General features: G+C 57.7%; 15 protein-coding genes and 2 pseudogenes. 7 read left to right on the forward strand and 10 right to left on the reverse strand.

Annotated features, from left to right (window positions below; all coding sequences use genetic code 11):
- Positions 1-223 precede the first annotated feature (223 nt).
- The 3 genes and pseudogenes from ACZ89R_RS01220 to ACZ89R_RS01230 form a co-directional block, all read right to left on the reverse strand.
- Positions 224-1,813: an ABC-F family ATPase gene (locus ACZ89R_RS01220; RefSeq protein ID WP_123496728.1), complete on the reverse strand. Its 1,590-nt coding sequence runs from the start codon at positions 1,811-1,813 to the stop codon at positions 224-226.
- A gap of 5 nt (positions 1,814-1,818) precedes the next feature.
- Positions 1,819-2,051: pseudogene (locus ACZ89R_RS01225) on the reverse strand (integrase); the annotation flags it as partial.
- Positions 2,052-2,360: 309 nt separating this feature from the next.
- Positions 2,361-2,567 carry a hypothetical protein gene (locus tag ACZ89R_RS01230; protein WP_429547018.1) on the reverse strand — a complete coding sequence of 69 codons (207 nt, stop codon included), beginning with the start codon at positions 2,565-2,567 and terminating at the stop codon, positions 2,361-2,363.
- 381 nt (positions 2,568-2,948) lie between these two features.
- On the opposite strand from ACZ89R_RS01230, the gene lpxO reads away from it, so the two are divergent.
- Positions 2,949-3,848 (forward strand): lipid A hydroxylase LpxO, encoded by a 900-nt coding sequence (gene lpxO, locus ACZ89R_RS01235; protein WP_429547017.1) that lies wholly within the window; start codon positions 2,949-2,951, stop codon positions 3,846-3,848.
- Positions 3,849-3,994: 146 nt separating this feature from the next.
- Here lpxO and ku read toward each other — a convergent pair whose 3' ends face one another.
- Positions 3,995-4,855 carry a non-homologous end joining protein Ku gene (gene ku / locus ACZ89R_RS01240; protein WP_429547923.1) on the reverse strand — a complete coding sequence of 287 codons (861 nt, stop codon included), beginning with the start codon at positions 4,853-4,855 and terminating at the stop codon, positions 3,995-3,997.
- 210 nt (positions 4,856-5,065) lie between these two features.
- Here ku and ACZ89R_RS01245 point away from each other — a divergent pair, with 210 nt between their 5' ends.
- Both ACZ89R_RS01245 and ACZ89R_RS01250 read left to right on the forward strand, forming a co-directional pair.
- On the forward strand, positions 5,066-5,422 hold the full coding sequence (locus tag ACZ89R_RS01245; protein ID WP_429547016.1) for a hypothetical protein: 357 nt from the start codon (positions 5,066-5,068) through the stop codon (positions 5,420-5,422).
- Between the two features lie 51 nt (positions 5,423-5,473).
- A complete protein-coding gene (locus ACZ89R_RS01250) occupies positions 5,474-6,625 on the forward strand; it encodes a PQQ-dependent sugar dehydrogenase (protein ID WP_429547015.1) in 1,152 nt (383 codons plus the stop codon).
- A 105-nt stretch (positions 6,626-6,730) separates the two neighbouring features.
- On the opposite strand, the gene rimI is transcribed toward ACZ89R_RS01250, so the two are convergent.
- Positions 6,731-7,828 (reverse strand): ribosomal protein S18-alanine N-acetyltransferase, encoded by a 1,098-nt coding sequence (rimI, locus tag ACZ89R_RS01255; protein ID WP_429547014.1) that lies wholly within the window; start codon positions 7,826-7,828, stop codon positions 6,731-6,733.
- A 200-nt stretch (positions 7,829-8,028) separates the two neighbouring features.
- Here rimI and ACZ89R_RS01260 point away from each other — a divergent pair, with 200 nt between their 5' ends.
- A complete protein-coding gene (locus ACZ89R_RS01260; RefSeq protein WP_429547013.1) occupies positions 8,029-9,507 on the forward strand; it encodes a RimK family protein in 1,479 nt (492 codons plus the stop codon).
- Between the two features lie 7 nt (positions 9,508-9,514).
- Entirely contained in the window at positions 9,515-10,438 is a 924-nt protein-coding gene (locus ACZ89R_RS01265) for a magnesium transporter CorA family protein (protein ID WP_429547012.1), read from the forward strand.
- Positions 10,439-10,583: 145 nt separating this feature from the next.
- Here the strand turns inward: ACZ89R_RS01265 and ACZ89R_RS01270 are convergent, their stop codons facing one another.
- The gene (locus tag ACZ89R_RS01270; RefSeq protein WP_429547011.1) at positions 10,584-10,919 is read right to left on the reverse strand and encodes a DUF2834 domain-containing protein; all 336 of its coding nucleotides are present in this window, start codon (positions 10,917-10,919) and stop codon (positions 10,584-10,586) included.
- A 358-nt stretch (positions 10,920-11,277) separates the two neighbouring features.
- Between ACZ89R_RS01270 and ilvA the strand changes: the two are divergent.
- Positions 11,278-12,273 (forward strand): annotated as a pseudogene (ilvA, locus tag ACZ89R_RS01275) (threonine ammonia-lyase, biosynthetic); the annotation flags it as partial.
- Between the two features lie 30 nt (positions 12,274-12,303).
- On the opposite strand, the gene eco reads toward ilvA, so the two are convergent.
- Positions 12,304-12,786, reverse strand: coding sequence for a serine protease inhibitor ecotin (gene eco / locus ACZ89R_RS01280; RefSeq protein WP_429547010.1), 483 nt, complete (start codon positions 12,784-12,786; stop codon positions 12,304-12,306).
- A gap of 391 nt (positions 12,787-13,177) precedes the next feature.
- Between eco and ACZ89R_RS01285 the strand changes: the two genes are divergently transcribed.
- The gene (locus ACZ89R_RS01285) at positions 13,178-13,447 is read left to right on the forward strand and encodes a DUF1652 domain-containing protein (protein ID WP_429547009.1); all 270 of its coding nucleotides are present in this window, start codon (positions 13,178-13,180) and stop codon (positions 13,445-13,447) included.
- Here ACZ89R_RS01285 and ACZ89R_RS01290 read toward each other — a convergent pair.
- From ACZ89R_RS01290 to ACZ89R_RS01300, 3 genes are all read right to left on the reverse strand, one after another.
- Positions 13,444-13,842: a hypothetical protein gene (locus tag ACZ89R_RS01290; RefSeq protein ID WP_123497067.1), complete on the reverse strand. Its 399-nt coding sequence runs from the start codon at positions 13,840-13,842 to the stop codon at positions 13,444-13,446. The two genes, ACZ89R_RS01285 and ACZ89R_RS01290, sit on opposite strands and share 4 nt — an antisense overlap.
- Positions 13,843-13,907: 65 nt before the next feature.
- Positions 13,908-14,174 (reverse strand): DUF2790 domain-containing protein, encoded by a 267-nt coding sequence (locus tag ACZ89R_RS01295; protein WP_429547008.1) that lies wholly within the window; start codon positions 14,172-14,174, stop codon positions 13,908-13,910.
- Between the two features lie 125 nt (positions 14,175-14,299).
- Entirely contained in the window at positions 14,300-15,325 is a 1,026-nt protein-coding gene (locus ACZ89R_RS01300) for an NAD(P)-dependent oxidoreductase (RefSeq protein ID WP_429547007.1), read from the reverse strand.
- Positions 15,326-15,332 lie beyond the last annotated feature (7 nt).

Below are 15,332 nucleotides of genomic sequence, written 5' to 3' on the forward strand. Positions count from 1 at the left end.
GATCAGTATAAGCCTCCAGTATTTACATCGCTTGTGAGGGACTCATCGCGAGCAGGCTCGCTCCCACAAGGGGTAGCGGCGTACACAGAATTTATGTTCACTGGAGATCAACTGTGGGAGCGAGCCTGCTCGCGATGGTCTCAGCACCAAGACCCTTTGGATCTGAAATGCAAAAAGCCCCGTCACCAGGACAGGGCTTTTCAAATTGAAGCTTGCAGCCGTCTTACATCAAAACACCCTGACTACGCAGGTAGTCGTCATAGGTGCCGCTGAAGTCGATCACGCCATCGGCGCTCAACTCGATGATGCGAGTGGCCAGGGACGATACGAACTCACGGTCGTGGCTGACGAAGATCAGCGTGCCCGGGTAGTTCTCCAGCGCCAGGTTCAGCGCCTCGATGGATTCCATGTCCAAGTGGTTGGTCGGCTCGTCCATCACCAGCACGTTCGGCTTTTGCAGGATCAGCTTGCCGAACAGCATGCGACCTTGCTCACCACCGGAGATGACCTTGACCGACTTGAGGATTTCATCGTTGGAGAACAGCATCCGGCCGAGGGTGCCGCGAACCAGTTGTTCGCCGCCCTGGGTCCATTGACCCATCCAGTCGAACAGGTTGCAGTCGTCTTCGAAGTCATGCGCGTGGTCCTGGGCGTAGTAGCCCAATTCCGCGGCGTCGGTCCACTTCACGGTACCGGCATCCGGGGTCAGTTCGTTGACCAGGGTGCGCAGCAGGGTGGTTTTACCGATACCGTTCGGGCCGATGATCGCCACGCGCTCGCCGGCTTCAACCTGGAAGCTGAAGTCCTTGAACAGCGGCTTGCCGTCGAAGCCTTTGGCCATGCGCTCGACGATGACCGCCTGACGGTGCAGCTTCTTGGTTTGTTCGAAACGGATGAACGGGCTCACACGGCTCGAAGGCTTGACTTCGGCCAGTTGGATCTTGTCGATCGCCTTGGCGCGGGAGGTCGCTTGCTTGGCTTTCGAGGCGTTGGCCGAGAAGCGGCTGACGAACGATTGCAGCTCGGAAATCTGCGCCTTCTTCTTGGCGTTGTCCGACAGCAATTGCTCGCGGGACTGGGTCGCCACGGTCATGTACTCGTCGTAGTTGCCCGGGAACAGACGCAGTTCGCCGTAGTCCAGGTCAGCCATGTGGGTACACACGCTGTTCAGGAAGTGACGGTCGTGGGAGATGATGATCATCAGGCTGGAGCGCTGGGTCAGAATGTTTTCCAGCCAGCGGATGGTGTTGATGTCCAGGTGGTTGGTCGGTTCGTCGAGCAACAGCACTTCAGGATCGGAGAACAGTGCCTGCGCCAGCAACACGCGCAGTTTCCAGCCCGGGGACACTTCGCTCATCGGGCCAAAATGCTGCTCGATGCCGATACCCAGACCCAACAGCAATTCACCGGCGCGGGATTCGGCGGTGTAGCCGTCCATTTCGGCGAATTCGGTTTCCAGCTCGGCCACGGCCATGCCGTCTTCTTCGGTCATTTCCGGCAGCGAGTAGATGCGGTCGCGCTCGGCCTTGACCTTCCACAGCTCTTCGTGACCCATGATCACGGTGTCGATCACGGTAAATTCTTCGTAGGCGAACTGGTCCTGACGCAGTTTACCCAGACGCACGTTCGGCTCGAGCATGACCTGGCCGCCGGATGGCTCGAGGTCGCCACCGAGGATTTTCATGAAGGTCGACTTGCCGCAACCGTTGGCACCGATCAGGCCGTAGCGGTTACCGGCGCCGAATTTGACCGAAACGTTTTCAAATAGCGGCTTGGCGCCGAACTGCATCGTGATGTTAGCTGTGGAGATCAATTACTTTACCTATCAATGGGTTGCGAGCTGCGCATTTGGCGCTTGGGCCATTCCTGGGACATTCTGGAGTTTCTCTCCATCTCTTCCCAGTCACCGCTAGAGTTCAACCAGCGCGCATAAGTCGAGAGCAGCATCTGGACGTTGTGTCCAAGCTGTTGGGCAAAAAGGCGGGATTCATGCCAGACATTGCGCATATTGTCGCATATGTGTGACGGCAGTTGTACGGTGGGCGATAACGTGTCGCAGGCTTCTTCAAGGTTCGGCCCCGGTTTGTGCAGAACCGGGGGCTGGCTGGGAGGTCGTTCATCCTGGATAGGCCGGGGAGCGTAGAGCTGCCTCGATGTTATTTTTGTTCAGCGTTGTGTTCGGGACACTTGGCGTGGCTCTGGGTAAAGTCAGCACCGCTTGCCCGGCCTCGTGTGTTTCAGATGGATTGCTGAATGGCCAGCACTTGGTCAGGGTGGGCACCCAATCACATCCCCAGGCGCAGCGCGTCTGGGCGCTGAACGAACAGCGTGCGACAAGCCGCTACTGACCCGGTCGGGATTTACAGCAAATAACCAGCGGTTTGTCCGGGATGGTTGTCTTGCCCTCCGGTAATGAGGTGCAGTGGAATGTGTTGTTGGTCATCGATAGACGGGATTTCGAAACTTCCCACTATTTGAAGGTGTCGCTCATTCAATCCGGTCGACTCTTCTTCTTTTGCCTTAGCCATTCTCGCGTGGTTCGCTGCGATTTCATTGAGAGTTGACACGTTACATCTCCCGGTGACTGACCAAGCGTATCGCTGGAGTCCTAAGCGTTGATTTAATTGCCGCCGCGTCAGAATTACGTCGTTCTGGGGCTGCTACGTCCGGCCTTTGCAAAGCCTAAGCCAGACAGGGGCGCGTATTGTGTGCCACGTTTTATAGGCGACGAATGGTGGTGTGGCAGGAAGCTACCATCGCAAGAGCGGTTCGCATTAGCAGCCGCCCACGCTACTTACAACGTGCACACATTTTCACAGTTGAAGGTTAACTATTAGTTACAAAGTGCGGCTAATATGCCATTTTTCGACCTCGTGCCGTTCATCGGCATGGCTCAAGAACGCGCCATCGGGACGCAGTTTGTTCACTTCTGACGTGTGACGATTTTCGTGAAACTTATCATTGCCGCTATTTATGTCATCTCCGTCGCGTATGTTCACTTGCGCGGAAAGGTGCGCCACAAATTAGGCCGTCAGTTAAGCGACCACTCGACGTTTCTGGCGCCGATCAATTGCTTCCTTTATCTGTTCTCCAAAACGCCCAACAAGCCTTATCTCGATCCGGCAGACTTTCCCGACTTGAGCCCTTTGCAGGCTCATTGGGAAGAGATTCGCGCTGAAGGCCAGAATTTGCTCAAGGCCGGGGAGATCAAACGTTCCAATCAGTACGACGACGTTGGTTTCAACTCGTTTTTCAAAAGTGGCTGGAAGCGTTTCTACCTCAAATGGTACGGCGACAGTCACCCGTCCGCCGCAAAGCTCTGCCCGCGTACGACTGAACTGGTGCAAAGCATCGGCTCGATCAAGGCCGCGATGTTCGCCGAGCTGCCGCCGGGTTCGAAACTGGTCCGTCACCGCGATCCATATGCCGGTTCTTACCGTTATCACTTGGGGCTGGAAACGCCGAACGATGCCGGTTGCTACATCAACGTCGATGGTGAGAACTACCATTGGCGCGATGGCGAAGCGGTGATGTTCGATGAGACTTTCATTCATTACGCCGAAAACACCACTGCGCAGAACCGCATCATTCTGTTCTGCGACATCGAGCGGCCGATGAAGTATCGCTGGGCGGCGGCGTTCAACCGTTGGTTCAGCCGTACGGTGATGGCAGCGGCGGGCGCGCCGAACAATGCAGGCGACAAGGTCGGTGGTATCAACCGCTTGTTCGCCAGAATCTACAAGATTCGTCTGCGTGGCAAAGCGCTCAAGAAGCGTAACCGTACTCGCTACTACCTGGAGAAATGGGCGGTTTTTGGCGGGTTACTGGCGATTTTTGTTTTGATCTGAGTTTTGCGTTGTGGCGCATGACGCCATTGCGAGCAGGCTCGCTCCCACCTTTGATCTTTGTCGTTCACAAGACCCAATGTGGGAGCGAGCCTGCTCGCAATGGGGCCGAGATTCACCACCTGACTCATGGATGTCCCAGTGATCAGTCAGCCACGAGAATGTTTCGGGGCTTTTTTGTCTGCGCTCGTTTTGGCTTTGGTAGCCGCTTTACCGCCACCCTTGCCACCAAGACTGCGTTTGAGCAGTTCGGTCAGATCAATAACATCGGCGGTTTTACGCACCTCTTCACCCGTCACGGTTTCGACATCTTCGATCTTGCCTTCATTCGCCTTCTTCTCGACCAGCGCCATGATCTTGTCTTCGAAACTGTCGCGGTACTCTTCGGGCGTCCAGTCGGCACTCATGTCTTCCACCAGTCGTTTGGCCATCTCCAACTCGCCTTTGGCCAGATCCGGCTTGGTCACTTCACTGCCCAGTTCCAGTTGATCCAGGCTGCGTACTTCGGCGGGCCAGCGCAGCATCACCAGCACCATGGCTGACTCCAGCGGCATGAGGGCCGCCAAGTGCTGGCGCGAATGCAACACCACGCGGGCCAGGGCGACCTTGTCGGTTTTGCTGAGGGTTTCGCGCAACAGCGCATAGACCTTGCCGCCGCGTTTGTCCGGCGCCAGGTAGTAGGGCGTGTCGATGTTTTGCAGAGGGATCTGCTCGCTGCCGACAAAGGCAAAAATGTCGATGGTTTGGGTCGACAGTGGATGAGCCGAGCGAATCTCCTCTTCACTGAGCACCACGTAACGTCCTTTTTCGTACTCGATCCCTTTGACGATGTGCTCTTGAGTGACTTCCTTGCCGGTGGCCTTGTTGATGCGCTTGTAGCCGACCGGGTCCATGCTGCGGCTGTCGAGCCATTTGAAATCGATCCCGTGCGAAGACGTCGCCGAAACCAGCGCAACGGGAATGTGGACCAGACCGAAACTGATTGCGCCTTTCCAGATTGCCCGTGCCATCGTCGTGACCTCGTCGTTGATGTTCAGGTGACCTGTGGCCAAGGGCAAAAGTTTCAGTCGGCGGCGGCCCGGTCCTGCGGGCGGATCGGCGGTGCGGTTAACTCGTGTTACATGTTGCGGGGGAGGTTTTAGTTAACAAATCCGAACCCTGGGCGTAGCGTGGCTCTATTCATCCATGAAGCATGGCACGCTCATTTAGAGAGGTCCCCCATGAACCGATGTGTGCTCGGCGTCATCGCGCTGGCATTGAGTGGCATGCTAAGCCCTTTGGCTCTGGCAGACGCCGCATCGTCTTCTTCGCCCTTGCTGCTGGCGCAGAACCTGCCGGGAAGCAACAACAATCCCTACAACAGCCCGATTCGCCGGGCCAATCCCAACAGCATGCAAGGCACGCAACCCAATATCCCGGTAATCCGCGGGCCAAACACGGTACCTGTGCCACGACCGCCAACGCTCGATAATGGCGGCATCGGCAATCGCTATCCGCAAGATCGACAGGCTCCCGCCAGCCAACCGAAATTCATTCCCAATCCACCCCCCCGGGGCTCGGACCGCAACTACCGTTGAACGGCGAGACAGAAGTCTTGCCAGCGCTATTGACGACAAAAGGAATCGTGCATGTTGCGTAAAACCCTCTTGGCCACTTTCTGTGCCAGCGCGTTATTAACCGTCACGGCGCCCGCCTTTGCAGCGCCAACACAGGATTTTAAAGGCGAGCAGGGCACCCTTGAGCTCACGCCGATCGTTAAAGGCCTGGACCACCCTTGGTCGCTGGCGTTTCTGCCTGACCGCCAAGGGATGCTGGTGACCGAACGGCCCGGCAACCTGCGGCTGGTCAGTGCCGACGGCAAGCTATCGGGTCCACTCAATGGCGTGCCTCAGGTCTGGGCCAAGGGGCAGGGTGGATTGCTCGATGTGGTGTTGTCGCCCGATTTCAAGCAAGACCGCATGGTCTATCTGTCTTACGCCGAAGGGGGCGGTGAGGGCGGCAAGGCCGGCACGGCGGTCGGTCGCGGACGGTTGTCGGAAGACCTGACGGCGATCAAGGATTTCAGGGTGATCTTCCGTCAGGAGCCCAAACTCTCCGTCGGCAATCATTTCGGCTCACGACTGGTGTTCGACCGTGACGATTATCTGTTCATCACCCTGGGCGAGAATAACGACCGGTCCACGGCGCAAGATCTCGACAAGCTGCAAGGCAAGATCGTGCGGCTCTATCCGGATGGCAAGGTGCCGCAAGACAATCCCTTTGTCGGGCAAAAAGGCGTTCGCCCGGAAATCTGGTCGTACGGCCAACGCAACCCGCAAGGCGCGGCACTGAATCCCTGGAGCGGCACGCTCTGGGAAAACGAGCACGGCCCACGGGGCGGCGACGAGATCAACATCATCGAGCGTGGCAAAAACTACGGCTGGCCGATGGCAACCCACGGCATTAACTATTCCGGCCTGCCGATCCCGGAAGCCAAGGGCGAAACTGCCGAAGGTACCGTGGGCCCGCACCATGTCTGGGAAAAATCCCCTGGCCTCAGCGGCATGGCCTTCTATGACGGCGATCGCTTCAAGGCCTGGCAGCACAACGTGTTTATCGGGGCGCTGGTGAGTCAGGAGCTGATTCGCCTGCAGTTCGAAGGCGACAAGGTTGTTCACGAAGAGCGGTTGTTGGGCGAGCTCAACAAACGGATTCGCGATGTGCGGCAAGGACCGGATGGTTATCTGTATTTGCTGACCGATGAAGATGACGGGGTGCTGTACAAGCTTGGCCTGAAGTAATCGCATAACCTGTGGCGAGGGAGCTTGCTCCCGCTGGGGTGCGAAGCGCCCCCATGCAATCGACTGCTTCGCACTCGAACGGGCGCAAGCTCCCTCGCCACAGGTTTACTCACGGCGATAGAGAATCACCGCAGCCCGCAGCTTGCCTCGTCCGAAACTGCACATTTTGTCGAATTCCCCATGGCTGACCGGCAAGTGCTGGCAGTCCATCGGCTGACGATGCTGGCTGTGATCCACATCCGGATCGTGCAGGTAGACAAACTCTTCATCGCAATCGGTGACGATCACCCAGTGCGGCGCCTTGGAACGGGTCAGGCGATAGCTGCTGATCAATACTAGCGGCTGTCCGCCATCGTGCAGTAACCGTTGCAGATCCAGTGGTCCGCCGATCATTCGTTCCACGTCGGTGGCTTGCAACTGCGCCGTGAACGCCTCGTGTACCAGGCGCATTACGTCTTTTTTATGCGCATCGCGCACGCCGTCGAGAAACAGCGGCCCGGCCATGCTCAGTTGCAGCCGCACCCGAAAGCCACGCCGCCACGCTGCCAGCGCCAGACCTTGAGGGCTGCAGCCACCGTGGCCAGACGTCATGAACACCGTGGTCGCCTCGCGCCAGATTTGCAGTTCTTCACCGCGCTCCAACGCTCGATCGTCTTGCAGCGCGCCCATGGCCATCAGCAGGCAGGCCGGGCCACAGGTGAACTCGGTGGTCTGCGGGTAGTAAGGCACCTTGATGTTGCGTGAATCGCGGTGCTGGAGGATACGTTTTTCCAATCGCAGCGCGTCGGCATGGTCCTGGTAATAGTCGTGAATCAGCGCAAAACGCCGGTAGCCGTTACGCTCATACAGAGCAATCGCCGTTGGATTGTCGATGCGCACTTCCAGTCGCAGGTAGGCGCAGTCATGCTCAATGGCGCAGGCCTCGACACGTTCGAGCAACTGCTTGCCCAGTCCACTGCCGCGAGCATCAAGGGCTATCGCAATCGAGTACAGGCGCGCCAATGAAGTGCCCCGGTGAAATAGCACCACCGCATAGCCCACCAATTGCTCGCCTCGTTGGGCCACCAGCAGTTGCCCGTGAGCCCGAGTAATCATCCATTGAAAACTGCGACTGTTGAGCCGGTCCGTGGTGAAACATTGCTGTTCGAGTGCCAGCAGTGACGGTATATCTTCAACTACCGCCAAGCGAAAAACAGGATTCATATAACCGCCGTAAAAGTTGCGTAACGAAACGGGACTTTCGAAAAAGTTCGTGCTTAATAGGAAAGGTCTTGTTCTTCAATGGATCAATCACTATGTCAGCGGTACAAGGTCATTGGCGCGAAGTATCTGAGCAAACGTTACCAACAGCAATAACTTCCACAAACTATTTAAATGGCTCGATAAGAACTTCCAGCCAGTTGATGATCATCGTCGAACGTAAGGAAGACTGGGCCTCCTATTTCCCCAGTGAAGACATCGTCACTGCCCAGGAATACCTCGAACAGACCCGCGATAACGAGCAGGGCAAGCGGGTTCAGGTAATTAACCTGTGCCGCAGCTACAAGTACCTCGGGCACGGTTATTACTGCTCGCTGCTGGCCGAAGCGCGGGGACACAAGGTTATACCGTCGGTGCGGACCATCAGCGAACTGACCCGAAAATCCCTGTATGGGCTGGCCCTGGATGATCTGGATAAAACCCTGGAAAAGGCCCTCAGCAATCATCTTTACAGCGATACCGAAGGATTTACCCTGACACTGTATTTCGGCAAAACCGCTATCGAGCCATTACAGGATCTGGCTCGACAGTTGTTCGAGGTTTTTCCTTGTCCGATATTGCTGGTTGAGTTTCGTCGAACTAACGGTTGGCACATCGAAGGTGTAAAGTTTGGCGCCTTGCATAAGTTGCGTGAGGATCAGGAAGATCAATTCGCTAATGCGCTCGACAGTTTCAGTCGCAAGATTTGGCGCATGCCGCGCTCCAGGCGATTGGCCCGTTATGACCTGGCCATTCTGCACGATCCGCAAGAAGCATTGCCGCCCTCCAATCCCAAGGCTTTGGACAACTTCGTCAGGGTCGGCAAGACACTAGGCATCGACGTCGAGCTGATTGAGCGCAAGGACTACGTCCGAATCGCCGAATACGACGGGCTCCTGATCCGCGAGACAACGAGCGTCGACAACCATACCTACCGCTTCGCCAAAAAAGCCGAGAGCGAAGGTTTGGTGGTGATGGATGACCCGGCGTCGATCCTGCGCTGCACCAACAAGGTTTACCTGACTGATTTGCTCAAGAGCCATCAACTGGGCATGCCCGTCACTGAAATCCTCTACAAGGAACGACCGGAAGATTTCGAGCGGGTAGGCGAGCGTCTGGGGTTTCCACTGGTGTTGAAGATACCCGACGGTTGTTTCTCAAAGGGCGTTATCAAGGTCGAAAGCCAGCAAGCCTTGCTTGAAGCCACCGCCGAACTGTTCGAACACTCGGTGTTGCTGCTGGCCCAGGAATTCTTCTACACCGAATACGACTGGCGCATTGGTGTGCTCAACCGTAAGCCGATCTTTGCCTGCCAGTACTTCATGTCCAAGGGCCATTGGCAGATCTACAACCATAAAGCCAAAGGCCAGGACATCAACGGCGAATGCCGCACCCTAGCGGTTCACGAAGCGCCGCGAGCGGTGGTTGAACTGGCGGTGAAAACCGCGAATCTCATCGGCGACGGCCTCTACGGCGTCGACCTCAAACAGTCCGGCGACAAAGTGGTGGTGATCGAAGTCAACGACAACCCGAACATGGACGCCGGCATCGAAGACGCCTACTTGCAGGACGATTTGTATTCCTTGGTGCTGGAAGAGTTTGTCCGTCGGCTGGAGCTCAAGCGCCGCGGCCAGGCCTGGTGAGCGGCCGATGATCAAAAGCTTTGAACTGAGCCACGGCGCCCTGCATGTGGTCGAACGGCTGGACGCCGACGTGATGCTGTTCAGCAACCCCGATGCGGCCGAGCGGGATCTGTTGCACAGCCATTTCAAGCTCGATGAACACGCTCTGGCCTCAGCCCTGGACCCCGACGAGGTGTCGCGCATCGAGTTCCACCCCGACAACCTGTTCCTGATCTGGAAACGCCCGGAAAACTACTCCGGCGGCGGCAGCCTGGCCTTTGAAGTGTCATCCTGCGGCTTGCTGTTTTCCCCGGGGCGTCTGCTGGTGATCGCCACCGACGACTCACCGCTCAGCGGCCTCGGCACGCGGCAGTCACTGAAGACACCACTGGATGTGTTGCTCGACCTGTTGTTCAACAACATTCATCACTATCTGGGGCACCTCAAGGTGATCAAGATGGTTGCCCGGGAGTTGCAGCAAAAATTCAATGCCTCGATGCAGAACCAGCATCTGGTCCAGATGTTCAACCTCAGCGAAAGCCTCATCTATTACATCAACGCCATTCACAGCAACGGCGCGGTCCTGACCCGGCTGCGTAATCATGCGGCGAAGGAACACTTCAGCCCTGAAGCCATTGGTTTGATCGACGACCTGATTATCGAGAACAACCAGTGCTACAAGCAGGCGGAAATCTACTCCACGGTGTTTTCCGGGCTGATCGACGCGCGCGGCAACCTGATGAACAACAGCATGAACAACTTGCTGCGCAAACTGACGTTGATCAACGTGGTGTTTCTGCCGTTGAACCTGGTTGCGAGCATTGGCGGCATGTCCGAGTTCAGCATGATGACCGCTGGTACGCCGTGGTGGATTTCCTATCCGTTGTTTCTGACGGCGATGATGCTGGGGGCGGGGGTGATGGTGCTCGGGCTCAAGCGCCTGGCGAAGTGACTTCGGCGGCTGTCAGATCGCCTTCGCGAGCAGGCTCGCTCCCACATTTTGATCCGGGTTGCCCCAACTTCCGAGTCCAGCGCAGCCCTCCCTGCGGGAGCGAGCCTGCTCGCGATAGCTATCTCGAAATCAGACCACTTCTGGATCATGCTTGTTGAGTGGCATCGATGGAGTTCTTGCGGCGTTGAAAACCCCGCACCACCAGATACAACAACGGCCCGATAGACACAAAAACCGCCGTCACCACCAGATAGGGAACCACCGACAACCCCGACTGCCCCCGCTTTCGCGCATCCTTGTACATCCAGATACCGGCAAGCGTCGCCAACAGGTATAAATCGATCACCACCTGCGCGGTATCGGGCCGCGACATCAGGCTGATGCCGAAGTCGAGCAACGACTGTTCGGCCTGCAGCATCACCGAAACGGTGTAGCCGGCGAAGGCGATCAAGGCGATGAGGGGCAGGGCGACAGACTTCATGGTTTCCTTCCTTGGGACAATGAGCAGAATCGCCAGCCTACAGCGGCCTTTGAAAATTGGCCATTGACTTGCCATCAGCCTCCGGCTAATTTCCAGCCATGACTTCCACCGTATTGCGCTGCCAGCCAAGCATTATTACCGCCATTCCTTATTTGGCGGGCTAGCTCACGACTGCAGCACCCAACCCGCCCTAGAGGCGGGTTTTTACTTTCTGTCTCTTGGGTTTTGAGCTTACCGGGCGCATGCAACCGGCGTAGGAGCTGCCGAAGGCTGCGATCTTTTGATCTTGAAAGCGAAGATCGCAGCCTTCGGCAACTCCTACACCGACCGCGTAAACCCGGATACCAAGGAGACGACCATGAACAGTACCCCCGCCCAGCAGAGCTTGCTTGAGCACTACGTGAAAAAAATCCTCGCCGCGCCGGTTTACGAACTCGCCGTGCGCACGCCGTTGCAAGCGGCTCCGGCCTTGTCCGAGGCGTTGGGCAATCAGATCCTGCTCAAGCGCGAAGACTTGCAACCGACGTTTTCCTTCAAGATCCGTGGCGCCTACAACAAACTGGTGAACCTGAGCGATGAACACAAGGCTCGCGGCGTAATCACGGCCTCGGCGGGCAATCATGCCCAAGGCGTTGCATTGGCGGCCCGCGAGCTGGGGATCGGCGCAACCATCGTCATGCCCTGCACGACGCCGGAATTGAAGGTGCTCGGGGTTCGCAGTCGAGGCGCCGAAGCGCTGCTGCACGGCGAGAGTTTTCCGTTTGCCCTGGAATACGCATTGAGCCTGGCACAGCAAACCGGCCGCACCTTTGTCTCGCCCTTCGACGACCCAGACGTGATCGCGGGGCAGGGCACCGTCGCCATGGAAATCCTGCGCCAGCACCAAGGGCCGCTGGACGCGATCTTCGTTCCGGTGGGCGGTGGAGGCTTGATCGCCGGCATTGCCGCGTACATCAAATACCTGCGCCCTGAAGTGCGCATCATCGGCGTCGAGTCGGAACATTCCGCCTGTTTGCAGGCTGCATTACAGGCCGGCGAACGGGTTGTGCTGCCAACCGTCGGCACCTTCGCCGATGGCGTGGCCGTCGCTCAGATCGGCGCCCATGGCTTCGAGGTCTGTCGGTTTTGCGTCGACGAGGTAATGACCGTCAGCAACGACGAACTCTGCGCCGCCATCAAGAACATCTACGACGATACCCGCTCGATCACCGAGCCTTCCGGCGCCCTGGCCGTGGCCGGGATCAAGCAGTACGTGGCGCGAACCGGCGCTCGGGGTCAGACCCTGGTGGCCATTGATTCGGGCGCGAATATCAATTTCGACAGTTTGCGGCATGTGGCCGAGCGCGCCGCGTTGAGCGGCGTGTTGGCGTGAGGGCTGGTCCGATTATTCCTGAACGGCTTTCTCGACATGGCTCGACGCCGACCAGATCCGGTAGCGCACTTCGACGTCCTTGGGCACGTAGAGCACGATCGGCAATTTGCTGTTGTAGCGCAGTCTGAAACCGTCACCGACAACCGGCACGAAGTCCTTTTTGCGCTTGCCATCCGGGCAGGCCATCAGCGTGCTCATTGGGCCGGTGACTTTTTCCAGCCGGTAAAACGGATAGCCCCAGCCTTCGAGATTTTTCTCCTCGAGCATGCCGCCCAGGCGCTGACGGTTGCAGTCGACGGTGAGGGTCTTACCGGCCAGGATCTCGACTTGATAACCGTCTTCCTGTTGTTGCGGGGTGAGGTGAATGATCTGGCGGGTAAAACCGCTCTCAGGCTTGGGATACGGCGCGACGTCTTCGAGGGTTGCGGCGTGGGCTATGGACGACAAAATGGCAACTATCAGCCCGACGGTCGTGTTAAGCGGCAAAGTACCCATGATGCCTCCTTGCGTGTGTGTGGGGTCAGCGGATACTGAATGGATGGGCCGCATTCTCACTGCCGTCCTCACCCGATGCAAACCCGCCATCGGGGCGTTTGCAAAATGCAGGTCTTGAAACAGACCTTTCTTGCATTTTGCATGACGCGATGTGTTGCCATTTCCCCCAAACCCTTGATTTGCCGACGAGGCGCAGGGCGAAATCTCGGGCATGTTTTATGCTGAAGCTGTCTTGAGCTGACCACGATCATTACTGAGTCAGCGCTGAAACAAGAAGACGGTTGGGACGTTGGAACAATGAGGTTCCCCAAGGAAGAAAAACAACGGGCGATTTGAGCTCCGACCGACATTGATTTTTGATTGGCAATCTCACAATACCGAGAGGGTGGCCATGTTTCTTTCTGCCTTGGAACTACGCAATATCGTTGAAAGCAGTTTTCTCCCGAAACGCTGCCAATGCACGCTGTCGCCGGACCTGTCGATGACCGTCAAGGTGTATTCGGACGTCGAGACTGACCACCTCGACCTGATCGTCACTGGCATAGACGCCCATCACCTCAACGGGTGCCGGGAAATCAATAATCTGATCGCCGAGTTACGCCGCGACCTTGAGCGCAACACGCACAGCGAGCTGTTGCACCCGACGTCAAAAGTCCATTAACCGGCCGTTTCACCGAGTTCGACCGATACGCGCCGGGTCTGGATAAACCCCAGACCCAGCGCCAATTCCACCAGGATCGCCAGCAAAATACCCGGCCCGGCATGACCATTGAGCCATTCGCCGAAGCCCAGTGCCGCCAAACCGAAACATCCCACCATAAAGCCGCTGCACATTGCGCTTCGCGCTGCCGAGGGCGGGGCCTGCCGCACCAGATAAAACATCACCCCCAATGCGCCGAACAGCACTGCACTGCGCCGGGCGATAAAGCCCGCCGCGGACGAATACTCGATACTCCAGATCGCCAGCAACCCTTGCGGCATCAAACCCCAGACCAGCGCCAGCAGAAAACAAAGTGCGGCGGTGAACGTCGACAGCGTGCGAAACGAGAACTGCATGGCGAATCCTTGCGGCAGTGAGGGAAGCGCCAGAGCTTAGCGCCAGAACCCTCACATGCCTACTGTCAGTTCTGATAGCTGCACGCGTCAGACAGTTTTTGGTACGTAATTTCCGCAGGCTTACCCGATGTGTCGATGTACTTCATGTTGGCCGTCACCACTTGGCATTCCTGCGTTTGCGGTTCAGTCAGGGAAATGACCTTGGCCACCCGCAGTTGCATGCCGTAGTGATAAGGCACGGCCTGGGAGGACGACGTCTCGTTTGCCTGAGCAAGCCCGGCGAACGCGGTGCAGGCGAGGGAGGTGGTTATCAGCAGTGTTCGCGTGTTCATGATGAGTCTCCAGTGCAGAGGGGAAATCAGTTCGACTGAAGAACGTCGAACCTGCCGCACTGGGCGTCAGAGGAGCTGAGGGCGTGCGGTCCAGTAAAGTTTTGGACCATGGGGTTAAGCGATGGTTAACCGGGTTGTATGCCGCCTGTCGCGAGAACGAGCTTCGGCTCTTCCTGACCGCCCCACGCCCCGGCATTCACCAGATTAGCCGGCCGCTCCCCAGCCAAAGCCGCCAACAGATTATCCACCGCACACCGGGCCATCGCCTCCCGCGTCTCATGCGTCGCCGACCCGATGTGCGGCGTCGCCACCACGTTGTTCAACTGCAATAACGGCGAGTCATTGCCCAGCGGCTCACGCTCAAACACATCCAGCCCCGCCGCGCGAATCCGCTTCTGCCGCAACGCCTCGATCAGCGCCGGCTCATCCACCACCTTGCCCCGGGAAATGTTGATGAAGATCGTTTCGGGGCGCATCAGGGCGAACTGTTCAGCGCCGATCAACCCTTCGGTTTCAGCGGTCAGCGGCAACGTCAGGCAAACGAAATCGGCCTGCTGCAGCAGATCGCTCAAGCTGCGGTATTGCGCGTTGAATCGCTGCTCCACCGCCGGTTTCGGCGAATGGCTGTGATACACAACCGGCATGCCAAAACCGAAATGCCCGCGTTGCGCCAGCGCCTCACCGATCCGCCCCATGCCAATAATGCCCAGCGTCTTGCCGTGTACATCGCTGCCGAAATGCGCCGGGCCGATGTTGCGGTTCCACTGGCCGGCGCGAACCATAGTGGCCAGTTCCACCACGCGTCGGGCGGTGGCCAGGATCAGCGCGAAACCGGTGTCGGCGGTGGTTTCGGTCAACACATCGGGGGTGTTACTGAGCAAAATCCGCCGTTCGGTCAGGTAATCGATGTCGTAGTTGTCGACGCCGACGGACACGCTGGCAATGGCTTCCAGGTTCGGCGCCAGATCCAGTAACCCGGCGTCCAGTTTCAGACTGGCGCCAAGCAACCCTTGGGCGCGGGGCAGGGCCTGGCGCAGTTGCGCCAGGCCCTCGGTATCGAGGCTGTCGATCAGCGTCACCTCGGTCTGCTCATGCAAGCGAGCCATCAGCAGCGGCGAGAGTTTCTTGTACAGCACAACCTGCTTTTTCATCGTTGTC

Source organism: Pseudomonas sp. TE3728 (assembly GCF_056279145.1).